Consider the following 22,869-nt stretch of genomic DNA (forward strand, 5'->3'; position numbering starts at 1 on the left):
TGATCAAATGGTGGCCCGGTCAATTGTTTTTTGACGCGGTGGGGCTGATCTGCGGAGCGTTCCAGGGCGTGATCTGGACGAGGGCTCCGTAAGGCTCGGGCCAAGTGTAGTTCACATGGGTCGTCGGGACCGGGATCACTTCCCCGTTCAGCTTGCGCCCAGCCGGCGTAGTATTTGGCTGCTCAGCCACGCGGACGGCCTGGCCGGAGCTATGCCGGCCGACGGACAGCGCCTCGAGTCCGGCGATCGCATCCGCAGAGTTGCTTCATCAACCCGGCGATGCGCGAAGCTGGCCGGGGAGATCCGGGCCGAGGACGCCTCGGACATCGCGAACGACGAGGATTTCACGAGGCTGGCGTTCTGGCGCTTGGCCACCGCACCAAGGCGGAGACGTGCTGACATGAACACGATGGTCGGGTCGGTCCCGACCTCGCCGGCAAGCTCGAACGCCATACGAACGTCCTTGGGCGCGGCAAGTTGACGCAGAGCCGGCGGTGTCGGCCGCGGAGATCAAGGGCAGGCACAGCATCGGCGCGGTCCGCCTTCGGCGGTTCTTGTCGTGCGATCCGGCAAGGCAATGCGTCGCGGCCAGTCGACAAGCCGGCGCGAACATGCAGGTTAGCGCCGGACGGCTCAGGGGCGCGCAGGATGGACAGCACCGACCTCTTCATTATCGGCGGCGGCATCAATGGCGCCGGGATCGCGCGCGACGCGGCCGGGCGTGGGCTTTCGGTGCGGCTGGCCGAGCAGGGCGATCTGGCACAGGCGACCTCCTCGGCCTCGACCAAGCTGTTCCACGGCGGCCTGCGCTATCTCGAGTTCCTCGAGTTGCGGCTGGTGCGCGAATCGCTGCGCGAGCGCGAGGTGCTGCTGCGCGCGATGCCGCATATCGCCCATCCGCTGCGCTTCGTGCTGCCGCTGGACCCGCAGATGCGCTTTGCGTCGGACACGCCGGTCTCGCGGATGCTGGGGCTGGCGATGCCCTGGGCGCGGGGGCGGCGGCCGGCGGCGCTGATCCGGGCCGGGCTGTTTCTCTACGACCATCTCGGCGCGCGCGAGATCCTCCCGGGCACGAGCCGCCTGAGCCTCAGCGGCACGCCCGAGGGGGCGCCGCTGCAGCCGCGCCTGCGGCGCGCCTACGAATATTCCGACGGCTGGGTGGACGACGCCCGGCTGGTGGTGCTGAACGCCCGCGACGCGGCGGGGCGCGGGGCCGAGATCCTGACCCGCGCCCGCGTCACCGGGGCGCGGCGCGAGGGCGAGGGCTGGACCGTGACGCTGGCCGACGGCCGGCGGTTCCGGGCGCGGACGCTGGTGAACGCCGCCGGCCCGTGGGTTCGCGAGGTGCTGGGCGAGGTCGCGCATCTGCACTCGCCCGAGCGCATCCGCCTCGTGCGCGGCAGCCACATCGTCACCCGGCGGCTCTTCGACCACGACAAGGCCTATTTCTTCCAGGGCCCGGACGGGCGCATCATCTTCGCCATCCCCTACGAGGACGACTTCACCCTGATCGGCACCACCGACGTGGATCACCGCGGCGGGCCGGGGGAGGCCGTCTGCACGCCCGAGGAGATCGCCTATCTCTGCACCTTCGCCTCGCGCTATTTCGCGCAGCCTGTGACGCCCGACGACGTGGTCTGGACCTATTCCGGCGTGCGGCCGCTCTATGACGAGGGCGCGCGCTCGGCCACGGCGGCGACGCGCGACTATGTGCTGTCGCTGGACGCGACCGGGCCGGCCTGCCTGCATGTCTTCGGCGGCAAGATCACCACCTACCGCCGCCTGGCCGAGCACGCGCTCGAGCGGCTGGCGCCGCATGTCCCGGCGATGTCGGCGCCCTGGACCGCAGGGGCGGCGCTGCCCGGCGGCGACTTCCCGGTGGACGGGCTTCCGGCGCTCACCGCCGATCTGCGCCGCCGCCACCCGTTCCTCACCGCCCGCTGGGCGGCCCGCCTCGCCCGCGCCTACGGCACCGAGGCCGCCGCGATGCTGGGCGGGGCCACCTCCGCCGCCGGTCTCGGCCGCGACTTCGGCGCCACGCTGACCGAGGCCGAGCTGCGCTGGATGATGACCCGCGAATGGGCGCGCACGGCCGAGGACGCGGTCTGGCGGCGCTCGAAGCTGGGCCTGCGGCTCGAGGCTGGACAGATCGCCGCAATCGACGCCTTCATGGCCGGGAACGCCTGAGAAGGAACCTGCCCATGCCGATCCTCGCCATCGACCAGGGAACCACCTCCTCGCGCGCCGTGGTCTTCAGCGACGCGCTCGAGCGGGTGGCCGACGCGCAGCAGGAGTTCGCGCAGCACTATCCGCGCCCGGGCTGGGTCGAGCATGACCCCGCCGACCTCTGGGCCAGCGTCGCGGCGACCGCCCGCGCGGCGGTCGAGCGGGCGGGAAACCCGACGCTCGCCGCCATCGGCATCACCAACCAGCGCGAGACGACGGTGGTCTGGGACCGCCGCACGGGCAGGACGGTCCACAACGCCATCGTCTGGCAGGACCGCCGCACCGCGGAGCTCTGCGCGCGGCTGAAGGAGGCCGGGCACGAGCCCGCGGTCGCGGCGGCGACCGGCCTGCTGCTCGATCCGTATTTCAGCGCCACCAAGATCGCGTGGATCCTCGACGAGGTCGATGGCGCGCGGGCGGCGGCCGAGGCCGGGCATCTCGCCTTCGGCACGGTGGACAGCTACCTGATCTGGCAGCTGACCGGCGGCCGCGCGCATGTCACCGACGCCACCAACGCGGCGCGCACGATGCTCTACGACATCCGCGCGGGCCGGTGGTCCGAGGATCTCTGCGCGCTCTTCCGCGTGCCGGCCGCGATGCTGCCCGAGGTGCGCGACAGCGCGGCCGAGTTCGGGCTGACCCGCGCCGACCTCTTCGGGCGCGAGATCCCGATCCTCGGCGTTGCGGGCGACCAGCAGGCGGCGACGGTGGGGCAGGCCTGTTTTGCGCCGGGCATGATCAAGGCCACCTACGGCACCGGCTGCTTCGCGCTGCTGAACACCGGCGCCGAGGCGGTGGCGTCGGGCAACCGGCTGCTCACGACCATCGCCTACCAGCTCGGCGGCCGCCCGACCTATGCGCTCGAAGGCTCGATCTTCATCGCCGGGGCGGTGGTGCAATGGCTGAGGGACGGCCTCGGGCTGATCCGCGAAGCCGGCGAGACGGCGGCGCTGTCGGCCCGCGCCGACCCGGCGCAGGAGGTCATCATGGTCCCCGCCTTCACCGGCCTCGGCGCCCCCTGGTGGGAGCCAGAGGCGCGCGGCGCGATCTTCGGCCTCACGCGCGCGACCGGCCCGGCGGAGCTGGCGCGGGCGGCGCTCGAGAGCGTGGCCTTCCAGACCCGCGACCTGACCGAGGCCATGCGCCGCGACTGGCCGGCGCTGTCCGAAAGCGTGCTGCGCGTGGACGGCGGCATGACCCGCTCGGACGCGGCGATGCAGGGGCTGGCGGATCTGCTGGGCGCGCCGGTGGACCGGCCCGCGGACCCCGAGACCACGGTGCGCGGCGCGGCCTGGCTGGCGGCGCTGACGGCGGGCCTCGCGGACGGCCCGGAGGCGGCGCAGGCCGGCTGGAAATGCCAGCGGCGCTTCGAGCCCGCGACCGACGCCGCGGCCCGCGACGCCCGCTACGCCCGCTGGACCCGCGCCGTGCAGGCCACAATCGCGATGGTGTGACAGAATCGTTGCATGGTTCTATAGACTATAGTAACCCGGCTTCCACATAGCAGCCTGGGAGGGCTCACATGAAAATCACGCTGCAGGTTTCCGGCATCGCCATCGCCGCCGTCATGGCCGGCCCGGCCGCCGTATGGGCGCAGGGGCTGGGGGCCGAGGGCAGCCCCGTCGAGATCACCATGATCGCGAACGAGGCCTTCGCGAACCAGTGGCAGGAACAGATGGTTCCCGAGTTCCAGAAGGTCTACCCGCACATCAACGTCGTCATCGACGGCGTCCCCTACACCGAGCTGCTGGCCAAGAGCATGCTCGACGCGACCGGCCCCGATCCGGTCTATGACATCATCATCGCCGACGACCCCTGGACGCCGCAGCTGGCGCAGACCGGCGTGCTGCTGGACCTCAAGGGCGAGCAGGTCGCCGGCTGGACCGCGCCCGAGTTCGAGTGGGACGACTTCTACGCCGCGCCGCTCGCCGCGTCGGAGTGGCAGGGGGTGCAGTATGGCGTGCCGCTGCGCTCGAACCTGCTGCTGATGTTCGTAAACAAGTCGCTCTACGAGAAGGCGGGTCTGCCGGCGCCGACGCCGGAGCTGACCTGGGAGCAGTTCTTCGAGCAGGCGCCGCAGCTGGTGCAGGACACCAACGGCGACGGCAAGGTCGATGCCTGGGCCGTGGACACCTACTTCCTGCGCGATCCGCTGACGCCGACGATCTGGCAGACGATCATGAACTCGAACGGCGGCGCGCTGCTGGGCGAGGACGGCAAGGCTGCGTTCAACAACGAGACCGGGGTCGCCGCGCTCGAGACGCACAAGCGGCTGCTGGAATTCGCGCCGCCCGGCGCCGTCAGCCACGGCTTCAACGAGTCGCTGCAGGCCTTCCGCCAGGGTCAGGTCGCGACGATGTTCACCTGGGGCAGCGTCTTCAAGGGCACCGCGGTCGATCCGGCGACGACGACGCTGACGCCCGAGCAGGTCGGCATCCAGGTGATGCCGGTCGGCAGCGCAAGCGCCGGCGCCCATCGCGGCATCTGGAGCGGTGTCATCAACAACAAGAGCGAGAACGCCGAGGCCGCCTGGGCGCTGCTGCAGTGGCTCAGCTCGAAGGAGGGCGAGGCCTGGCAGTCGAACACGCTCGGCGTCTTCCCGGCGCGGCGCTCGACGCTGGACAGCACCCCCGAGAGCGAGTGGATGGCGCCGGTCTTCGAGGCGCTGAAGCAGGGCTACGAGGTGGCCGAGCAGGGGCAGATGTGGCGTCCGCGCACGCCGAAGTCGGACGCCGTCCAGCAAGTGCTGGCCGACGAGGTGTCGCGCGCCCTCTCTGGGCAGATCGCGGCGCAGGAGGCGCTGGACACCGCCGCCTCGCGCATCGACCGGCTGCTGGACTGAGGGCCGGGTGATGGCCGTCACCGACCACAGCGAGGGTGCGCGTCAGGCGCGCACCCGGTCCGGCCGCGACTGGTCCGACCTCGTCTCGCGGTGGAGCTTCATGCTCCCCGCCGCGATCATCCTGGCGGCGGTGCTGGCCTATCCGATCCTCTACACCTTCCAGATCAGCTTCGCCTCGCTCGACCTCGCGACCTTCACCGCGACCGAATGGGTCGGCTTCGAGAACTACCGCGAGATCCTGGGCGACCGCGGGTTCTGGAACTCGATGAAGGTGACGGGGATCTATCTGGCCTGGGCGCTGCCGATCCAGATGATCCTCGGCTTCGGCATCGCCTATCTGATCAATGTCGAGTGGAAGGGCCGCAGCGCCGTCCGGGCGCTGTTCCTGATCCCGATGGTGGTGGCCCCGGTCGTCGCCGGCGGCATCTGGCGGATGATGCTCGACCCGCTCTGGGGCATGGTGAACTGGTTTCTCGGGCTCCTCGGCCTCGGCAATCCCGACTGGCTCGGCGACCCGAACCTGGCGATGGCGACCATCGTCATCATCGACACCTGGCGCTGGACCCCCTTCGTCATCCTGATCGCCACCGCCGCGCTGATGGCGCTGCCGAAGGACGTCTTCGAGGCCGCCGACATCGACGGCGCGAACTGGTGGACCAAGCTCTGGTCGATCACCATTCCGCTGCTGGTGCCCATCATTGCCGCCACCTTCGTCGTCCGCTGGCTGGGCGCGGTGAAGATGTTCGACATCGTGCTGGCCTCGACCAGGGGCGGGCCGGGTGACGCCACCAACGTCGTCAACCTCTACATCTACGAGCAGGCCTTCCGGTCGCTCCGCTTCGCCGAGAGCGCCGCGATGGCGGTCGTCGTCCTCGTCCTTACCATGATCCTGACGGGCCTCTTCCTGATCGGGACGCGCAGGCTGGAAAGGAGCTACTGATGGCGGTCGTCGATACCGGCTACACCTCCCGCCGCCATCTCTGGCGTCGGGTGCGGATCGTCGCGGGCGTGGTCCTCTGCGCGCTGTTCCTGTTCCCGGTGTTCTGGATGGTGCTGTCGTCCTTCAAGATGCCGAAGGACATCTTCACCACACCGCCGGTGCTGTTCTTCGAGCCGACGCTCGAGACCTACCGCAGCTACATGAGCCGCGCCGACATCACGCGGCGGATGCTCAACACGGTGATCGTGGCCTTTGGCTCGGGGGCGCTGTCGATCGTCGCCGGGACCATGGCCGGCTACGCGCTGGCGCGGGTGCGGCTGCGCGGAGCGGGGACGATCGGCGTCCTGATCCTCATGTCGCGCGGCGTGCCGCCGATCGCGCTGGCGGTGCCGATGTTCCTCGTCGCGCGCAAGCTGGGGCTGACGGACAAGCACATCACGCTGATCCTGGCCTACTGCACCTTCCTGATCCCCTATGTCATGTGGCTGATGCGCGCCTTCTTCCAGTCGCTTCCGCGCGAGCTGGAGGAGGCGGCGATGCTGGACGGCTGCGGCCGCTTCGGGGCGTTCTTCAAGATCATCGTCCCGATCTCGATCCCCGGCATCCTCTCCACGCTGATCTTCAGCGTCATCCTCGCCTGGGAGGAGCTGCTGTTCGCGCTGGTGCTGACCAACCGCAACGCCTCGACCATCCCGGTCGCCATCGCCGGCATCGCCGGGGACACGGTGAACGGCGCCAACTGGGGCGCGCTGACGGCGGTGGGCACACTGACGGTGGTGCCGGTCGTGATCTTCGCGCTGGCGGTGCAGAAGTGGCTGATCACGGGCCTCTCCGAAGGCGCGACCAAGGGGTGACCGGGCGATGAACCTGCAGCGGCAGCACCTAACCAAGTCCGAGATCGCGGCGCAGTATATCCAGGAGCAGATCCTGGCGGGCAGCGCCCCGGCCGGGTCGCCGATCACCACCACCGCCCTCTCCGAGGCGCTGGGCATGAGCGAGACCCCCGTGCGCGAGGCGATCAAGAGCCTCGCGGGCGAGGGCTGGCTCGAACACAGCGCCCATCGCGGCACGGTGGTCGCGTCCCTCAACGCGGCGCAGGTCACCGAGATCTTCGCCCTGCGAGGGCTTCTGAACGCCGAGGCGATCCGGCTCGGCCGGGTGCATTTCGACGCCGACCGGATGGCCGCGATCGACGAGAACCTCGCAGAGAGCGAGGCGGCCGTCGCGGCGAACGACTTTGACCGCTATTCGGCCCTCAACCGCGCCTTCCACGAACTCCTCTGCAACACGCCGTCGTCCGAATGGACCTTCCGGCTGTTCGGAGTCCTGCAGGGCAAGTCGGCGATGCTGCGGGCAGGCTTCCGGGCGGTGCCGGACGGGCTGCGCCGGTCGCTCGACGCGCATCTGGCGATCCGGGCGGCGCTCGCCACGGGCGATTTCGAGGCAGCGGCCGAACTGGCCCGCCAGGACGAGGTCTCGGCCGGTCGGCATCTGGTCGACTCGCTGGCCGAACAGAAACGGAAGGGAGCGGCATGAACGTATCCTTGCATCCCCGCGCGGCAGTGAAGCCGGAACGCGAGATCACCGAACCCGTGGACATGTGCCTGCCCGACGGCCGGCTGAACCCCGACGCCGTCGGCTGGTCGCGCCACGCGCTGCATCGCGACAACCTGCGCGGCTGGGGCCGCAACAAGCGCTTCGACTACTGGTGCGTGATGGCGGGCGACTTCATCGTGACCGCGAACATCTCGCATCACGACTACCGCGCCAACGTCGCCTCGACCTTCATCGACCTGCGCACCCATGAGGTCGTCCCCTACCGCGTCAACCGCTGGCTGCCGCCGCGCCAGTCCATGCCCGACCCGACCCTGCGCGAGCCGATGTTCGGGAAAGCCGAGGGCATCGAGGTCGCGATCACCCCCGAGCCCGGCGGCACGCGCCTGCAGACCCGCACCGCGCGCCTTCAGCTCGACGCCTTCGTGGAGGAGCCGGAGGGGCACGAGTCGATGGGCGTGCTGGTGCCGTGGAGCGACCGCACCTTCCAGTACACGCGCAAGGACAACTGCCTGCGGACCAGCGGCACCGTGACCGTGGACGGCCGCACCCATGTCATCGACCCGAACCGCGCGCTCGCGCTGCACGATGTCGGGCGCGGACGCTGGCCCTATTCGACCTGGTGGAACTGGGGCGCGGGCCACGGCCTCGTCGGCGGGCGGATGATCGGGGTGCAGTTCGGCGGCAAATGGACCGTGGACACCCCCTCGACGGAAAACTGCCTCAGGATCGACGGCCGCATCCACAAGATCAGCGAGGAGCTGGTCTGGACCTACGACAGCGCCGATTTCATGCGCACCTGGACGATCCGCGGCGCGCGGGTGGACCTGACCTTCACCCCCTCGACGCATCACCACCACGACTTCAACAAATGGGTGATCTCGGCCCGCGGGGACCAGTGCTTCGGCCGCTTCGACGGTCATGTCGTCGCGGATGACGGCGAGGTCGTGGCGGTCGAGAACCTGCCCGGCATGGTCGAGGAAGTTCACCGGAAATGGTAACCGTGACGCCCGAGCGGGAGATCACGGCGCCGGTGGACCTCTGCGACGCGCGGGGCCGGCTGAACCCCGCCGCGGTGGGCTGGAGCCGCACGCCGCTGATCCGCGCCAACCTTCAGGGCTGGGGCCGCAACAAGCGTTTCGAATACTGGTGCCTCAGCTCGCCCGACCTCTTCGCGGCGCTGAACGTCTCGCATAGCGACTACCGCGTGACGCTGGCGGGCTTCTTCCTCGACCTCAAGACGCTCGAGACGATCTCGATCGCTGAGATCCACTGGCTGCCCGGCAAGCGCGTGCCGCAGATGCCCGAGCTTTCGGGCGCCGGGCCGATCCACGGCGAGGGCCGCGAGATGGAGGTGCGGATGACCCCGGAGGCGGGCGGCACCCGCCTCTCGCTGCGCTCGCCGCGCCTGACCATCGACGCCTTCGCCGCCGAGCCGCCGGGCCACGAGTCGATGACTGTCGTGGTCCCCTGGGACGACAAGCGCTTCCAGCTGACGCGCAAGGACAACTGCCGCCCCGCCTCGGGCACCGTGACGGCGGACGGGCGCAGTTACACGCTGTCGGCCGACACCGCCTATGCCACGCTCGACCACGGCCGCGGCCGCTGGCCCTATTCGATCCTGTGGAACTGGGCCTCGGCCTCAGGTCGCACGGACGGGCGCGAGATCGGGCTTCAGTTCGGCGCCAAATGGACGGCGGGCACGCCCTCGACCGAGAACTGCCTCCGGATCGACGGCCGCATCCACAAGATCAGCCAGGAGATGGAGTGGCGCTACGACACCTCGGACTTCATGAAGCCGTGGACGATCCGCGGCGCCGGGGTGGACCTGACCTTCACGCCGGTCTTCAACCGCCACTCCAATTTCAACCGCGTCCTCGTCCTCAGCCGCGAGGACCAGGCGTTCGGCCATTTCGACGGCACCATCACTGCGCCGGACGGTCAGCGCCTGCGCGTCGAGCGCCTGCCCGGCTGGGCCGAGGAAGTCCACCGCCGCTGGTAGGCGGCACGTCCCATTCAGGAGGAGACCGCAGATGAGCCAGGTGGAGATCCGCAACCTGCGGAAAGCCTATGACGACCTCGAGGTGCTGCACGGCATCGACGTGGACATCCCCGACGGCGCTTTCGTGGCGCTCGTCGGCCCGTCGGGCTGCGGGAAATCGACGCTGCTGCGGATGATCGCGGGACTGGAGGAAGTGACCTCGGGCAAGATCTCGATCGGCGACCGGGTGGTGAACGACATCGCGCCCAAGGACCGCGACATCGCCATGGTGTTCCAGAACTACGCCCTCTACCCGCACATGACGGTGCGCAAGAACATGGGCTTCGCGCTGAAGCAGCGCGGCCTGCCGAAAGCCGAGATCGACCGCCGCGTCAGCGAGGCCGCGGGCATCCTCGGCCTCTCCGCGCTGCTGGAACGCAAGCCCCGCGCGCTCTCGGGCGGGCAGCGGCAGCGGGTGGCGATGGGCCGCGCCATCGTCCGCAACCCCACGGTGTTCCTCTTCGACGAGCCGCTCTCGAACCTCGACGCCAAGCTGCGGGTGCAGATGCGTTCGGAGCTGAAGGAGCTGCATCAGCGCCTCTCGACGACGACGATCTACGTCACCCACGACCAGATCGAGGCGATGACGCTGTCGGATCAGGTCGTGGTGATGAACGGCGGCCATATCGAGCAGGTCGGCGCGCCGCTGGAGCTCTACGACAACCCGCAGACGCTGTTCGTCGCGGCCTTCATCGGCTCGCCGCAGATGAACTTCTTCGAGGGCGAGGTGACGCCCGAGGGCCGGCTGAAGCTGGCCGAGGGCCTCGAACTCGACCCCGGCCGCCCGCTCGCCGGGCCCGGCCAGCAGGTGACGATGGGCGTCCGCCCCGAGCATCTGGAACTGGCCGAGAGCGGCTGGCCGGCCGAGGCCGTGGTGATCGAGCCCACCGGCTCCGAGACGCAGATCACCGCCCGCCTGGCCGGCCACACGGTCCGCATCCTGCTGCGCGGTCGCACCGACATTCAGCCGCACGACCAGATCCACCTGCGCGCCAATCCCGCGCTGATCCACGTCTTCGCGACCGAGACGGGCCGCCGCATCTGAAGGTTGCGCAGGCTGTCGCGCCGGCGGTGCGGCGCGCAGGACCTGCGATCCCTCTGATCGTCGGCGGCATGCGGCGCAAGCCGTGTCGGCTCACTCGTCGGTTTCGGCAGGCTCCACCGCGGCGTCAACTCCCGGAGCTTCCGCGTCAGCGGCGACCGGGTCGCTCGTCGCGCCCGCGTCCGCGCCGGCCTGCAACTGATCGGCGATCGTGGGGCAACCGAGAGAGACCACCGGATCGCACTGGCCCTCGATGCCGGTATCCTCGATCGAGACTGCCTGACCGTCGGGCCCAAGGCGCTCCTGCTCCACCGGCCGGACCGTCGCCGGGTTCGTGGTCGGGATCGATGTGGACGTCCCCGGCTGGGGGTTGCCGCGCTGCGACGTGGGGGATCCTTGCGGACCGCCGCTGAGTTCGGGGAGCAGCCGGTGAGGGTTGCGTAGTGCACCGGTGGCGGCTCCGGTCTCCGCTCCCGGGGCTGCGGCTTCTGGTGCCGCGATCGGCGTGCCGGGGCTCGCAGCATCGGCGTTCGCGGCCGGGCTCGCGGTCTGCGCCTGAACGGCGGTCGGAACCAGCACGGAGAAAGCTAGGACGACAGCGATTCGCCATGCTGCCGGGGCGGGTGCGGTGGACATGGTGGTTCTCCTTCGACGAGCTCGCTTCACAACGCTCCAGAAGCCGGAAATGTTCACGCCGCTCGCGACCTGTGACAAGCGGTCACGCTTGCCTCCACGCCCCTGCGGCTTCAGGATTCGGGCCGAGTCGTGCCGAAACCTTTCCGCAGGAAGGCGGTTGAGGCGGGCGAAGTGCGAACCAGGAAGGTGGCAGCCATGACCATGCATCTCTCCAGACGTCTGTTCCTGCAGGCTGGCGCGACTGCCGCCGGGGCCTTGGCCATGGGCCGGCTGATGAACAGCACGGCGATGGCGGCCATCGACCCGAACTCGCACGGTCAACGGATCTTCCACGCGACTCACTACGGACCCTTCGAGGCCGTCGTGCGCGACGGCCGCATCACCGCGATCTCGCCCGTGACCGAGCTCGACCACCAGCCCACCGACATGCTGATGCTGGGGGTCATGGACCGGACCTATGACGAGAGCCGCATCCTCTATCCGATGGTCCGCAAGTCCTACCTCGACGGCTGGCAGACCGGCGACACCAAGCCGGAGCTGCGCGGGAAGGAGGAGTTCGTGCAGGTCGACTGGGACACCGCCTTGGCGCTCGCGGCCAATGCCATCGTCCAGACCATCATGGAGCACGGCAACGAGGCGATCTTCAGCTCGTCCTATGGCGGCTGGTCGAACGCCGGCTCGTTCCGCCCGAACGTCATGCAGCAGCGGTTCTTCAACCTGATCGGCGGCTGCACCATCACCCAGGGCGACTTCTCGGCCGGCGCGGCGCAGGTCGCGCTGCCGCATATCATCGGCGACATGGAGGTCTATTCGCCGCAGACCGCCTGGGAGGTCGTCCGCGACAATACCGAAGTCTTCGTCCTCGTCGGATGCGACCCGGTCAAGAACAACCGGATCGAGTTCACCGTCGCCGACCACGCAATGTCGCGCCCCTGGGCCGAAATTCGCGACGCGGGCGTGCGCTTCATCTCGATCAACCCGCAGCGCACCGCCTCGGATTATTATCTGGACGCGGAATGGGTTCAGGTCATTCCCAATACCGACATCGCGCTGTTCCTCGGCATGGCCCATCACGTGCTGGAAAACGGGCTCGAGGATCGCGCCTACATGGAGAAATATACGGTCGGCGCCGATCGCTGGATCGCCTATGTCCGGGGCGAGGATGACGGCGCGCCGAAAACGCCAGAATGGGCGTCCGGCATCACCGGCATCCCTGCCGACAAGATCCGCGAGATGGCCGAGCTGTTTGCCTCCTCGCGCACCCAGTTCGCCGGCGCCTGGTCGCTGCAGCGGGCCCACTACGGCGAGCTGGTCCACCACGCGATCATCAACTTCGCGGCGCTCACCGGCAAGATCGGCAAGCCGGGCGAGGGCGTGGGCTTCAGCTGGCACTACGGCGGCGGCGGGATGCCGCAGTCGGGCCAGCCGACGCCCACCGGCCTGTCCTCGGGCAAGAACCTGGTGTCCACGCTCTGCCCTGCCAGCCGGATCGTCGAGATGCTGGAGAATCCGGGCAAGGAGTTCTTCTACAACGGTCAGACCCGCGCCTATCCCGACATCAAGATGATCTACAACGCGGGCAACAACTTCGTCTCGCACCAGCAGGACCTGAACCGCCTTCTCAAGGCATTCTCCAAGCTGCACACCATCGTCAGCCAGGACGTGTGGTGGACCGCGGCGGTCCGCTGGGCGGACATCGTGCTGCCCGCCTCCTCCACGCTGGAGCGCGACGACATCTCGGTCGGCGGCACCTATTCCAACGACAAGATCTACGCGATGAAAAAGGTCATCGAGCCCTTGGGCGAATCGATGAGCGACTACGAGATCTTCGAGGCGCTGGCCGACAAGATGTATCTCTGGGCCCAGTTCACCGATTCAGTGGACTACATGGACCACATCCGCGCCGCCTATGAACGTTCGGGCGCGTCCAAGACCACGCCCTTCGAGGAGTTCTGGGAAAAGGGCTACGCCCTGCAACCGGCCCCGCCCGAAGCCCGGAAATGGGTCCGGCATGGCGCTTTCTACGAGGATCCCGAAACGAACCCGCTGCACACGCTGTCCGGCAAGATCGAGATGTTCTGCACGACGATCGCCGACATGAACGTGCCCGACAACCCGGGCATGCCGATCTGGCAGGAGCCGCTGGAATATCTGGGGAACGCGCAGGAGGGGCAGCTGCACGTCGTGAGCCCGCATCCCTGGTACCGCCTGCACAGCCAGATGGACAACTCGACGCAGCTCCGCGAACTCTACAAGATCGACGGCCGCGAGCCGGTGCGGATGAACCCCCGGGACGCCGAGGCGCGAGGCATCGCCGATGGCGATCTGGTGGAGATCCGCAACGAGCGCGGCGCTATCATTGCCGGGGCCGTGCTGTCGGAGGACATCATGCCGGGCGTCATGTCGCTCTATGAGGGCGTCTGGCCGGACCTCGACAGCAAGGGCCGCTGCAACTCGGGGCAGATCAACTGGATCACGTCGGAACGCCCTGCGTCCGGCCTGACGCAGGCGACCATAGCCAACACCTGCGTCGCGTCAGCCAGCAAGTGCGAGGACGCAGAGCGCCCCAACCGGGCGTATCAGAAGCCGCCGATCCTGACGGACTACCAGTATGCCGCCATCGACGAGTCCGAGCTCGGTCTCGACCGGGTGGCGGAGCTGGTGGAATCGCTCTATGCCGACATGGAACCGGGCGAGCGCATCTTCTACCAGCGCTGCACCGTCTGCCACGGCCCGCGCGATCCGGGCGGCTTCACCCAGCTGCAGTGGCGCGGCATCACGCCATCGATGTTCCCGCGTGCGGGTCTCGACGAGGAGGAGGCAGCGCTCGTGACCGACTTCCTCATGCGCAACGCCTCCGACGCGGCGCCGGCGGTCAATTGACCCCGGCGCCAGCGGCTGGCGGAGCGGCGATGGCGTGACCGTGATGGAGCTTGCAACGCTCCTCTTTGCTCCGCCGGTCACGATCATCTCCCGTTGGTGGTCGCCTTGGAAGCGCGCCTTTCGGCTCGGCATCCAACCTGGCCCGACTGCTCCGACTGTTAACAGCGCGACGCCGAAAGCCGGCATCCGACCCTTTGCCGATTGAACCGCATCGGGTTTCCCGGAGGCTTCAACTCCTGAGTAGGATGAAGCCCATGAGCAAGACGACGAACAAGTACTGCGCCGAGATGCGTGAGCGTGCGGTGCGGATGGTGCTGACTACGAAGGCCAGCACCGCTGTCGCTGGGCGGCCATCCGGCGCGGCTGTCGGCTCGGGCGCGCCGGGACGAGGCCCTGCACCCCGAGATCCGCCGCGTGTTCGAGGAGAACTGGCGCGTCTACGGCGTTCGCAAGGTCTGGCGACAGCTCGACCGCGCCGGCCGACTTCGTTCTCGATGCCCTGGAGCAGGCGGTCCACGAGCGCCGCCCCGCCAAGGGGATGGGGCTGGTCCATCACCGTGATCGCGGTTCCCAATACCTGTCGATCCGCGACACGGAACGTCTGGCCGAGGCCGGGATCGAGCCGTCGGTCGGCAGCGTCGGCGACCGCTACGCCAACGCTTTGGCCGAGACGATCAACGGCCTGTTCAAAAGCCGAGGTGATCCACCGACGTGGACCCTGGCGCAGCCTTGAGGCCGTCGAATACGCCACCCTCGGATGGGTCGACTGGTTCAATCACCGCGTCTTCTCGAGCCGATCGGGAGCATCCCGCCCGCCCAAGCCGAAGCGAACCTCTACGCCGCCATGGAAACCCCGGCCAAGGCCGCGTAGCTAAGACAACCGGCCGCCGGGAAACCCAGTGCGGTTCATTCGGCATCGGCCTGAGTTTCCCGGGCGCAGATCGTCTTCAGCATCGCCGCCACCGCGGTGCGCTGTTTGGCCGGGGCGTGGGCCAGTGCGTTCCTCATCCAGTGAATGCAGCGCCTCTGGTGGGTCGCATCGAAGACCCGCCGCGCGGCGGCGCGGACCCCCTTGTGATCGTCGGCGATTACCAGCTTCACGCCGCGAAGGCCGCGGGCGGCGAGGCTGCGTAGGAACTCTCACCTCGATGCGGAAGGCGTTCAAGGCGCTCGCCCTGAGCGATGCCGTGCTGCGCCAAGCGAACGGCAAGCCCACGCCCCTCGGCAAGAAGGTCGAGAAGATCCCCCCATCATGGCCGAGCCCGTCAAGATGGTGAGGGACGAGGGCGGTGCGAAGGCGGAGCCTGAATGAGAGCGCTGGTAGGGGTGGTCGGACTCGAACCGACACTTCTTGCGAAAACGGATTTTGAATCCGTCGCGTCTACCATTCCGCCACACCCCCGTGGCGCTCTCTCGGGAGGCCAACTTGGCCTCGACAGGGCCTCGACCGAACAGAATCGCATGCGCCTTGGAAAGGCCATGCTGTTCTACGCAGACCCAACGACTTGAATCCGCTGCGTCTGCCATTCCGCCACTCGGGCCCGGCCCCCTCGCTAGGGCCAAAACCGCCGGCGCGCAAGCGTCGTCAGGCCCCGGCGAGTTTCGCTTCCCGCGCCGCTCGCAGGCGGGCGAAATCGTCGCCTGCGTGGTAGCTGGAGCGGGTGAGGGGCGTGGCGGAGACCATGAGGAAACCCTTGCCCGAGGCGGCGCGGGCATAGCCGTCGAACTCCTCGGGCGTCACGAAGCGGTCCACGCGGTGGTGCTTCGGCGTCGGCTGGAGGTACTGGCCGACGGTCAGGAAATCGACGTCCGCCGCGCGCATGTCGTCCATGACCTGCAGCACGCCCTGCCGGTCCTCGCCGAGGCCCACCATGATCCCGGACTTGGTGAACATCGCGGGGTCCAGCTCCTTCACCCGCTGCAGGATCCGCAGCGAGTGGAAGTAGCGAGCGCCGGGGCGCACGGTGGGGTAGAGGCCGGGCACCGTCTCGAGGTTGTGATTGAAGACGTCGGGGCGGGCCTCGACCACGGCCTCGAGGCTGCCGGGGCGGGCCTTGAGGAAGTCGGGGACCAGCACCTCGATCGTCGCCTGCGGGGCGCGGTGGCGGATGGCGCGGATGGTCTGGGCGAAATGCGCGGCGCCGCCGTCGTCGAGGTCGTCGCGGTCGACGCTGGTCACGACCACATGGGCGAGGCCGAGGGTGGCGACGGCATGCGCCACGCGGCCCGGCTCGAAAGCGTCGAGGGCGTCCGGGCGGCCCGTCGCCACGTTGCAGAAGGAACAGCCGCGGGTGCAGATCTCGCCCATGATCATCATGGTGGCGTGGCCCTGCGACCAGCATTCGCCGACGTTGGGGCAGCCCGCCTCCTCGCAGACGGTGGTGAGGCGGTTGGTCTTCAGGATCTCGCGGGTGCGGGTGTAACCGGCGCCGGAGGGGGCCCTGACCCGGATCCAGGCCGGCTTCTTCGGCTGCGACTGGTCGGGGCGGTGCGCCTTTTCGGGGTGGCGCAGGACGGGCGGGGCAGGGGGGATGGGCGCGGCCATCGGGGCCTCCGGGCTCGGGATGCCTTGGACATAGCCGCTTGCGCGGGCGCGTTCAACGCGAGGCGCGCGCGGGCCTCCGGCGGCGCGGCATCGCGCCGCGCCTCCGGGCAGGGGTCAGCCGATCAGCGGCGCGCCGGGGCCATAGGTCTCCTCATAGTGGCGCGCGAGGCGCATCAGCGCCAGGCGCAGCACGACCTTGCCCGAGCGCGCCGACCAGCCGAGGCGGCGCTCGGTCGCCTCGATGCCCTCGAGAAAGCAGCAGACCCTGAGGACGAGATCGCCCATGCCGGGGCCGAGCTCGCGCAGCGCCGCCGCGACCCGGCCGCGGGCGCTGTCCGAGCCGCCGCCGTGGCCGCCCCCGGCGCGCGAGACATCAATGCCGGCGGTCAGGAAGCGGTCCCAGTTCTGGGTCGTGCGCGGACCCATCTGCGCGACCTCGAAATCCTCGCGCAGCCGCTCGCCCGCGGAGATCATGGCCGGGCTGAGAAACGGCTTGCCGTCCGGCCCCTGCCGGCGGGCGAGAACCTGCAGCGGGCTTTCGCAGAGGTTGACGCGGATGCGGCGGCGGCGGCCGCTGTCGGGGTCCGTGACTTCGGTCTCGCCCAGGCGCGGATGGCGGGCGGCGTGGTCGAACCCCGCGGGGGCCTCGGCCATGCCCACCGGCTCGGCCGCGGCGAGATCGGCGGCGCGGGGGATCGGGGCCGGGCGGCCGCCCAGCATCGCGCGCAGCGCCTCGCGGCCCGAGGCGGTGATGGCGTAGCGGTTGATGCGCCCCGGCTGCGTCAGCATCACCCAGCCGTCGAGGGCCAGCCGCTCGGCCAGCCGATGGTCGAGGACCGCGGTGCGGATGCCGTCGCGGGTGACAATGGCCTTCTCCATTCCATCCGCGACCGCCAGCTCGGCGCCCGATTCCGCCAGCCGGCGCAGGATGCGGCGCAGCTCGTCGGCGGAGGCGCGGGCCTCGCGCGTCCTGGCGTCGCCATCGAGGGCGCGGTCGATCAGCGGATCGTCGCGCCGCGCCTCGATGCGGCGGATGCGGCGCATGATGGTCGAGGCGTGGCAGCCCGCCTCGCGGGCGAGCGCGCGGATCGTCTCGCCCCCCTGAACATGGCGCAGGTAGAGCCGCGCGTCGTCGTTCAACACCTCGCCGGTCGTGTCGGCGCGGGTGTCGCGGATGGGCGCGACCCCGTCGATTACGGGGTGCATGGCAGCGAAGTCACCCGTCAGTAACGTCATCCCTAAACCTCGTTCTCGGCCGCGGGTGCCGAGCAAAGGCAACCGCCGGTTGTGCAGCTTCCACGCTTTTCTGTGAAGCGTCTTCAGCAAGGGGCAACACTTCCTAATAAAACCTAAACAAGCGTCAGCGGGGCGCGCGCCGGGACCGGTTGTGGCGCAACACACGCATAAGTTGAGCGAGTGTCACCCGGAAACGCCTGCCACGGAGAACCCGATGACCCTCGCCACCCTTCCCCGCCCCGCCGTCGCCGCCCGCCCGATCGAAGGCGGCGCCACCGTGCTGCCGTTCCTGCCGCCCAGCGCCCCGGCGCCGGTCACCGACCGCGGCCCGCGGCGGCCGCGGTTGCTGGTCCGCGCGGCGCGGGCCGGCCTCGCTCACTGGCGGCGCGAGCTCGACCTGCCGCGGCTGCTGATGACGGGCCTGCTGCCGCCCCCCGGCGCGGCGCTCGCGCGGCTCGAGGCGGAGGAGGAGCGGCTCGACGAGGCCCGGCGCGCGCGGGCGGCCGATTACGGGCTCGAGCGGCACCTGGCGGTGCTGATCGCGCTGCTGGCCGAGCGCGCGGCGCTTGCCGCCTTCCGCGAGGGGCGGGCGGCGTCGTGACCGCTCAGCGGCCGCGGAAGAGGGTGCCGAACATGCCCCTCACGATGGCGTTGCCGGTCCTGGTTGCGACCGAGCGGACGACGGCGCGCGTGAGGGTCTTGCCGAACATCTCCTCCAGGCTGTCGCCGCGCCGCGCCGTGCCGCCCGCCGGGATCGTCAGTTTCGGATCGTAGCGGCGCGAGGCGACGGTGGTGCCTTCGGGAAAACGCAGCAGCGCGTCGGCGGCCTTGGCGCGGGCCGCCTCCTCCGCCGCGGCTGCGGCGCGCATGGCGAGCAGTTCATGCGCCGATTCGCCGTCCACCGTCCGACCGTATTTCAGCCCCATCGGCGAGGCGGCCATGATGGCCGCGCGCTCGGCCTCGGTGATCGTCCCGAGGCGGCTCAGCGGCGGGCGGACCAGCGTCCGCTGCGCCATGCCGGGGATGCCCTTGCGCTCCAGAAACGAGGTGACGGCCTCGCCGGTGCCCACCTGCGTGATCGCCTCCACGAGGTCGAAATCGGGGTTCGCGCGGTAGTTCTGCGCCGCCTCGCGCAGCGCTCGCTGGTCCTTGGCGGTGAAGGCCCGCAGCGCGTGCTGGACCCGGTTGCCGAGCTGGCCCAGCACCCGGTCGGGCAGGTCGGCCGGGTTCTGGGTGCAGAACCAGACGCTGACCCCCTTGGAACGGATCAGCCGCGCCACCTGCTCGATCTTCTCGACCAGCGCCGGCGGCGCGTCGTCGAACAGCAGATGCGCCTCGTCGAAGAAGAAGGCGGCGACCGGGCGGTCGGGATCGCCCACTTCGGGCAGTTGCTCGAACAGCTCGGACATCAGCCACAGCAGGAAGGTCGCGTAGAGGCACGGGGCGGCCATCAGCCGCTCGGCCGCGATCACGTTGACCATGCCGAGGCCCGAGGCGTCGGTGCGGATCAGGTCGGAGAGCGCGAGCGCCGGCTCGCCGAAGAGGCGGTCGCCGCCCTCTGTCTCCAGCACCAGCAGGCGGCGCTGGATCGCGCCGACGGACGCCGTCGTGACGTTGCCGTAGCGCAGGCTCAACTCGCGCGCGTTCTGGCCCACCCAGAGCAGCATGGCCTGCACATCCTTGAGGTCGAGGAGCGCGAGGCCCTCCTCGTCGGCCACGCGGAAGGCGATGTTCAGCACCCCCTCCTGCGTGTCGTTGAGGCCGAGGAGGCGCGAGAGGAGCAGCGGTCCCATCTCGGCCGGCGTGGTGCGGACCGGGTGGCCACGCTCGCCGAAGATGTCCCAGAAGGTCGTGGGAAAGGCGCGGTAGTCGAGCGGCGCGCCGATCTGGGCGGCGCGGGCCGCCAAGCCCTCATGCGTCGGCGCCGTGGCGCTGCCGGGCTGCGAGAGGCCGGCGAGGTCGCCCTTCACGTCGGCGAGGATGACCGGGACGCCCGCCAGCGAGAAGGCTTCGGCCAGCGTCTGCACGGTGACGGTCTTGCCGGTGCCGGTGGCGCCGGCGATCAGGCCGTGACGGTTGGCCTGGCGCAGCAGCAGCGTCTCCGGCGTGGCGTGGCCCTCGCCCGCACCGCCGACGAGGATGGTGCCTGCCTCGAGGTCGGTGATGGTCATGGCTTGCCCCCGTTCGCGCCAATTTTACCTATCGGGTGCCCCGGCGCGCGCGCCCGCGCAAGTCTTTGTTAATCCCCGCGTGCCAGTCTGGTGCCTGTCCGGCCGCGCCCTCCCGTGCGTCCGGACGTTCCTCCCCGCCGGACTGGCCGCATCCTCGGACGCGGCCGTTTTTTTTTAGCCGCGTCGGGTTTCGGATTATGTTGACGCAGGCACATTTCCTCCCCTAGCCTGCGCCGCAATGATGACCGGCCAGTCCGGCGGGGAGTGAAGCGGGGCCGTGCCGAAGGGCGCGGCCCTTGTCGTTCCGGCGGCAGTCCGCCCGGAACGGGAAGGTGAGCGCCGGGGCCGATGGCGCGCGCTGACAAGGCGCGGGCCGCGTGCTAACCCGCGGCGACTTCGCGCGCGAGGAAAGGACAAATGATGGCAATGAAGACCAAGCTGGCGCTGATCGCCCTTCTGGCGGGCTCGGCCGCGCCTGCGGGGATGCTCTGGGCGCAGACCACCCCGGCCACGCCCGAGGCCGCCCCGGCCGAGGATGCCGAGGCCGGGGCCGCGCCGGCGGCTGAGACGCCTGCGGCTGAGACGCCTGCGGCGGATGCGCCCGCGACGGAGGCCCCGGCGGCGAACGCTCCCGCGGCGGCTGACGCGCCCGCGGCAGATGCCGCGCCCGCGACCGGCACCCCCGCCGCCCCCGCGCAATCGGCCGATGAGGCGCAGCTCGGCGCGTTCTACGTCGAATCGACGCATGGCGATTGGACCCTGCGCTGCCAGCGGTTCGGCGGCGAGGTCGATCCCTGCGAGCTCTACCAGCTGATGCGCGACGCCCAGAACAACCCGGTGGCCGAGATGTCGATCATCCCGATCGAGGCCGGGCAGGCCGCGGCGGGCGCCACGCTGGTCGCGCCGCTCGAGACCGACCTGATCGCGGGCGTCGCGCTTCAGGTCGACAGCAGCGGGCGCGAGACCTACCCGTTCAGCTTCTGCGCCCCGGTCGGCTGCGTCAGCCGCATCGGCTTCACGCAGCCCGAACTCGACGCGCTGCGCCGCGGCAACAGCGCGACCGTCACTGTGCGGCCCTTCGGCATGGACCAGCAGGTCGACCTGAAGCTGTCGCTGTCCGGCTTCACCGCGGGCTGGAACGAGCTCGCCGCGCGACCCGCGCCGGTGCTGCCCGAAGCCGCGGCGGCCCCGGCGCAGGGCCAGGCCCCGGCCGAGGGCGAGGCCCCGGCGACGGGCGAGGCCCCGGCGACAGGCGAGGCCCCGGCAGCGAACTGAGCCGGAAGGCCGGGCTCCCCATGCCCCTCAGGACGGCCGCATCCGCGAGGATGCGGCCTTTTTCATGGCTGCAGCAACGGCCAAAGAAAAAGGCCCCGGTCACGCCGGGGCCTCCACGAGTCTGGCATGGGCCGCCGGTCAGCGGTCGCCCACCTCGACATAGTCGCGGCGGTTCGAGCCGATATAGAGTTGCCGCGGGCGGCCGATCTTGTTGTCCGGGTCGGCCAGCATCTCGGTCCACTGGCTGATCCAGCCCACGGTGCGCGACAGCGCGAAGATCGGCGTGAACATCGAGGTCGGAAAGCCCATCGCCGACAGGATGATGCCCGAGTAGAAGTCCACGTTCGGATAGAGCTTCTTGCTGACGAAATACTCGTCCTCGAGCGCGATCCGCTCCAGCTCCTTGGCGACCTGCAGCGTCGGATTGTTCTCGATCCCGAGGATGCCCAGCACCTCGTCGGCCGACTCCTTCATGATCTTCGCCCGCGGGTCGAAGTTCTTGTAGACCCGGTGGCCGAAGCCCATCAGGCGGAACGGGTCGTCCTTGTCCTTGGCGCGGGCGATGAACTCGGGGATGCGGTCGACGGTCCCGATCTGCTCCAGCATCTCGAGCGCGGCCTGGTTCGCGCCGCCATGCGCCGGTCCCCAGAGGCAGGCGATGCCCGCCGCGATGCAGGCGAAGGGGTTGGCGCCCGAGGACCCCGCGAGGCGCACGGTCGAGGTCGAGGCGTTCTGCTCGTGATCCGCATGCAGCGTGAAGATCCGGTCCATCGCGCGGGCGAGGGCCGGGTCGACGGTGTACTGCTCGGCCGGGACCGAAAAGCACATGTGCAGGAAGTTGCTCGCGTAATCGAGCTCGTTCCTCGGATACACGAAGGGCTGGCCGAGAGAATACTTGTAGGCCATCGCTGCGATCGTCGGCAGCTTGGCGATCAGCCGGATCGAGGCGACCTCGCGGTGCCAGGGGTCCGAGATGTCGAGGCTGTCGTGGTAGAAGGCCGAGAGGGCGCCGACCACACCCACCATCGTCGCCATCGGGTGGCTGTCGCGCCGGAAGCCGCGGAAGAAGTACTGCATCTGCTCATGCACCATCGTGTGGTGCGTGACGCGGTACTCGAAATCCTCCATCTGCGCCTTGCTCGGCAGCTCGCCGTAGATCAGCAGGTAGCAGACCTCGAGGTAATGCGACTTGTCGGCCAGCTGCTCGATCGGGTAGCCGCGATACCACAGCTCACCCACATCGCCGTCGATATAGGTGATCGCGCTCTTGCAGGCGGCGGTCGAGGTGAAGCCGGGATCAAAAGTGAAGACCCCGCCCTGGCCGTAGAGCTTGGTGATGTCGACCACGTCGGGACCGACCGTGGGCGACATCACCGGCAGTTCCAGGGTCTTGTCGTGGACGGTCAGCGTCGCAGGCTTGTTGTCGGCCATGAACAGGTCCTCGTCTCGTGGCCCCGCGGGGCCGGGAATGGGGCGGG

Annotated in this window: 19 protein-coding genes, 1 tRNA gene and 2 pseudogenes; 13 read left to right on the plus strand and 9 right to left on the minus strand. The window is 69.6% G+C overall.

Annotation, left to right across the window (positions count from 1 at the left end; genetic code table 11):
- Positions 1-19: 19 nt before the first annotated feature.
- Both GI374_RS19710 and GI374_RS19085 read right to left on the minus strand, forming a co-directional pair.
- Complete coding sequence (locus tag GI374_RS19710) at positions 20-247, minus strand: aldehyde dehydrogenase family protein (protein ID WP_370515190.1); 228 nt, start codon at positions 245-247, stop codon at positions 20-22.
- Positions 148-453, minus strand: a complete 306-nt coding sequence (locus tag GI374_RS19085; RefSeq protein ID WP_229582876.1) for a hypothetical protein — start codon at positions 451-453, stop codon at positions 148-150. The genes GI374_RS19710 and GI374_RS19085 overlap by 100 nt, the downstream gene beginning before the upstream one ends.
- Before the next feature lie 195 nt (positions 454-648).
- On the opposite strand from GI374_RS19085, the gene glpD reads away from it, so the two are divergent.
- The 9 genes from glpD (at position 649) to GI374_RS06570 (ending at position 10,648) form a co-directional block, all read left to right on the plus strand.
- Positions 649-2,187: a glycerol-3-phosphate dehydrogenase gene (glpD, locus tag GI374_RS06530; RefSeq protein WP_154336212.1), complete on the plus strand. Its 1,539-nt coding sequence runs from the start codon at positions 649-651 to the stop codon at positions 2,185-2,187.
- A 14-nt stretch (positions 2,188-2,201) separates the two neighbouring features.
- Positions 2,202-3,680, plus strand: a complete 1,479-nt coding sequence (gene glpK, locus GI374_RS06535; RefSeq protein WP_154336213.1) for a glycerol kinase GlpK — start codon at positions 2,202-2,204, stop codon at positions 3,678-3,680.
- 68 nt (positions 3,681-3,748) lie between these two features.
- Positions 3,749-5,068: an ABC transporter substrate-binding protein gene (locus GI374_RS06540; RefSeq protein ID WP_195759857.1), complete on the plus strand. Its 1,320-nt coding sequence runs from the start codon at positions 3,749-3,751 to the stop codon at positions 5,066-5,068.
- 10 nt (positions 5,069-5,078) lie between these two features.
- On the plus strand, positions 5,079-6,008 hold the full coding sequence (locus GI374_RS06545) for a carbohydrate ABC transporter permease (protein WP_229582773.1): 930 nt from the start codon (positions 5,079-5,081) through the stop codon (positions 6,006-6,008).
- A complete protein-coding gene (locus tag GI374_RS06550) occupies positions 6,008-6,862 on the plus strand; it encodes a carbohydrate ABC transporter permease (RefSeq protein ID WP_154336214.1) in 855 nt (284 codons plus the stop codon). Before GI374_RS06545 ends, GI374_RS06550 begins: the two co-directional genes overlap by 1 nt.
- A gap of 7 nt (positions 6,863-6,869) precedes the next feature.
- On the plus strand, positions 6,870-7,544 hold the full coding sequence (locus tag GI374_RS06555) for a GntR family transcriptional regulator (protein ID WP_154336215.1): 675 nt from the start codon (positions 6,870-6,872) through the stop codon (positions 7,542-7,544).
- Positions 7,541-8,563, plus strand: a complete 1,023-nt coding sequence (locus tag GI374_RS06560; RefSeq protein WP_154336216.1) for a DUF2804 domain-containing protein — start codon at positions 7,541-7,543, stop codon at positions 8,561-8,563. The genes GI374_RS06555 and GI374_RS06560 overlap by 4 nt, the downstream gene beginning before the upstream one ends.
- On the plus strand, positions 8,557-9,564 hold the full coding sequence (locus GI374_RS06565; RefSeq protein WP_154336217.1) for a DUF2804 domain-containing protein: 1,008 nt from the start codon (positions 8,557-8,559) through the stop codon (positions 9,562-9,564). Before GI374_RS06560 ends, GI374_RS06565 begins: the two co-directional genes overlap by 7 nt.
- 31 nt (positions 9,565-9,595) lie before the next feature.
- On the plus strand, positions 9,596-10,648 hold the full coding sequence (locus tag GI374_RS06570) for an ABC transporter ATP-binding protein (RefSeq protein ID WP_154336218.1): 1,053 nt from the start codon (positions 9,596-9,598) through the stop codon (positions 10,646-10,648).
- A gap of 90 nt (positions 10,649-10,738) precedes the next feature.
- Here the strand turns inward: GI374_RS06570 and GI374_RS06575 are convergent, their stop codons facing one another.
- The gene (locus GI374_RS06575; RefSeq protein ID WP_154336219.1) at positions 10,739-11,281 is read right to left on the minus strand and encodes a hypothetical protein; all 543 of its coding nucleotides are present in this window, start codon (positions 11,279-11,281) and stop codon (positions 10,739-10,741) included.
- A 195-nt stretch (positions 11,282-11,476) separates the two neighbouring features.
- Between GI374_RS06575 and GI374_RS06580 the strand changes: the two genes are divergently transcribed.
- Both GI374_RS06580 and GI374_RS06585 read left to right on the plus strand, forming a co-directional pair.
- Entirely contained in the window at positions 11,477-14,164 is a 2,688-nt protein-coding gene (locus GI374_RS06580; RefSeq protein WP_229582777.1) for a molybdopterin-dependent oxidoreductase, read from the plus strand.
- A 354-nt stretch (positions 14,165-14,518) separates the two neighbouring features.
- Positions 14,519-15,035 (plus strand): annotated as a pseudogene (locus GI374_RS06585) (integrase core domain-containing protein); the annotation flags it as partial.
- A gap of 38 nt (positions 15,036-15,073) precedes the next feature.
- Here the strand turns inward: GI374_RS06585 and GI374_RS06590 are convergent.
- The 4 genes and pseudogenes from GI374_RS06590 to GI374_RS06605 all read right to left on the minus strand — a co-directional run.
- Positions 15,074-15,304: pseudogene (locus GI374_RS06590) on the minus strand (transposase); the annotation flags it as partial.
- Positions 15,305-15,482: 178 nt separating this feature from the next.
- A tRNA-Leu gene (locus GI374_RS06595) sits at positions 15,483-15,566 on the minus strand.
- 183 nt (positions 15,567-15,749) lie between these two features.
- Complete coding sequence (gene lipA, locus GI374_RS06600) at positions 15,750-16,709, minus strand: lipoyl synthase (protein ID WP_154336220.1); 960 nt, start codon at positions 16,707-16,709, stop codon at positions 15,750-15,752.
- 114 nt (positions 16,710-16,823) lie between these two features.
- A complete protein-coding gene (locus GI374_RS06605; RefSeq protein ID WP_229582781.1) occupies positions 16,824-17,945 on the minus strand; it encodes a DUF6456 domain-containing protein in 1,122 nt (373 codons plus the stop codon).
- A gap of 214 nt (positions 17,946-18,159) precedes the next feature.
- Between GI374_RS06605 and GI374_RS06610 the strand changes: the two genes are divergently transcribed.
- Positions 18,160-18,546 (plus strand): DUF6477 family protein, encoded by a 387-nt coding sequence (locus GI374_RS06610; RefSeq protein ID WP_229582786.1) that lies wholly within the window; start codon positions 18,160-18,162, stop codon positions 18,544-18,546.
- Positions 18,547-18,550: 4 nt separating this feature from the next.
- Here the strand turns inward: GI374_RS06610 and GI374_RS06615 are convergent, their stop codons facing one another.
- Positions 18,551-20,116: a helicase HerA-like domain-containing protein gene (locus tag GI374_RS06615; RefSeq protein WP_154336221.1), complete on the minus strand. Its 1,566-nt coding sequence runs from the start codon at positions 20,114-20,116 to the stop codon at positions 18,551-18,553.
- A gap of 420 nt (positions 20,117-20,536) precedes the next feature.
- Between GI374_RS06615 and GI374_RS06620 the strand changes: the two genes are divergently transcribed.
- Positions 20,537-21,391: an invasion associated locus B family protein gene (locus GI374_RS06620; RefSeq protein WP_229582791.1), complete on the plus strand. Its 855-nt coding sequence runs from the start codon at positions 20,537-20,539 to the stop codon at positions 21,389-21,391.
- 138 nt (positions 21,392-21,529) lie between these two features.
- On the opposite strand, the gene gltA is transcribed toward GI374_RS06620, so the two are convergent.
- Positions 21,530-22,822, minus strand: coding sequence for a citrate synthase (gltA, locus tag GI374_RS06625; protein ID WP_154336222.1), 1,293 nt, complete (start codon positions 22,820-22,822; stop codon positions 21,530-21,532).
- Positions 22,823-22,869 lie beyond the last annotated feature (47 nt).

The sequence above is a fragment of the Paracoccus sp. S-4012 genome, from assembly GCF_009674885.1.
Lineage (GTDB): Bacteria > Pseudomonadota > Alphaproteobacteria > Rhodobacterales > Rhodobacteraceae > Paracoccus.

Bases quoted from the DNA above. Each gene is read 5' to 3' on its own strand.
- GI374_RS19085 (WP_229582876.1), bottom strand. From the start codon at position 453: ATGGCGTTCGAGCTTGCCGGCGAGGTCGGGACCGACCCGACCATCGTG.
- glpD (WP_154336212.1), top strand. From the start codon at position 649: ATGGACAGCACCGACCTCTTCATTATCGGCGGCGGCATCAATGGCGCC.
- glpK (WP_154336213.1), top strand. From the start codon at position 2,202: ATGCCGATCCTCGCCATCGACCAGGGAACCACCTCCTCGCGCGCCGTG.
- GI374_RS06540 (WP_195759857.1), top strand. From the start codon at position 3,749: ATGAAAATCACGCTGCAGGTTTCCGGCATCGCCATCGCCGCCGTCATG.
- GI374_RS06545 (WP_229582773.1), top strand. From the start codon at position 5,079: ATGGCCGTCACCGACCACAGCGAGGGTGCGCGTCAGGCGCGCACCCGG.
- GI374_RS06550 (WP_154336214.1), top strand. From the start codon at position 6,008: ATGGCGGTCGTCGATACCGGCTACACCTCCCGCCGCCATCTCTGGCGT.
- GI374_RS06555 (WP_154336215.1), top strand. From the start codon at position 6,870: ATGAACCTGCAGCGGCAGCACCTAACCAAGTCCGAGATCGCGGCGCAG.
- GI374_RS06560 (WP_154336216.1), top strand. From the start codon at position 7,541: ATGAACGTATCCTTGCATCCCCGCGCGGCAGTGAAGCCGGAACGCGAG.
- GI374_RS06565 (WP_154336217.1), top strand. From the start codon at position 8,557: ATGGTAACCGTGACGCCCGAGCGGGAGATCACGGCGCCGGTGGACCTC.
- GI374_RS06570 (WP_154336218.1), top strand. From the start codon at position 9,596: ATGAGCCAGGTGGAGATCCGCAACCTGCGGAAAGCCTATGACGACCTC.
- GI374_RS06575 (WP_154336219.1), bottom strand. From the start codon at position 11,281: ATGTCCACCGCACCCGCCCCGGCAGCATGGCGAATCGCTGTCGTCCTA.
- GI374_RS06580 (WP_229582777.1), top strand. From the start codon at position 11,477: ATGACCATGCATCTCTCCAGACGTCTGTTCCTGCAGGCTGGCGCGACT.
- lipA (WP_154336220.1), bottom strand. From the start codon at position 16,709: ATGGCCGCGCCCATCCCCCCTGCCCCGCCCGTCCTGCGCCACCCCGAA.
- GI374_RS06605 (WP_229582781.1), bottom strand. From the start codon at position 17,945: ATGACGTTACTGACGGGTGACTTCGCTGCCATGCACCCCGTAATCGAC.
- GI374_RS06610 (WP_229582786.1), top strand. From the start codon at position 18,160: ATGACCCTCGCCACCCTTCCCCGCCCCGCCGTCGCCGCCCGCCCGATC.
- GI374_RS06615 (WP_154336221.1), bottom strand. From the start codon at position 20,116: ATGACCATCACCGACCTCGAGGCAGGCACCATCCTCGTCGGCGGTGCG.
- GI374_RS06620 (WP_229582791.1), top strand. From the start codon at position 20,537: ATGGCAATGAAGACCAAGCTGGCGCTGATCGCCCTTCTGGCGGGCTCG.
- gltA (WP_154336222.1), bottom strand. From the start codon at position 22,822: ATGGCCGACAACAAGCCTGCGACGCTGACCGTCCACGACAAGACCCTG.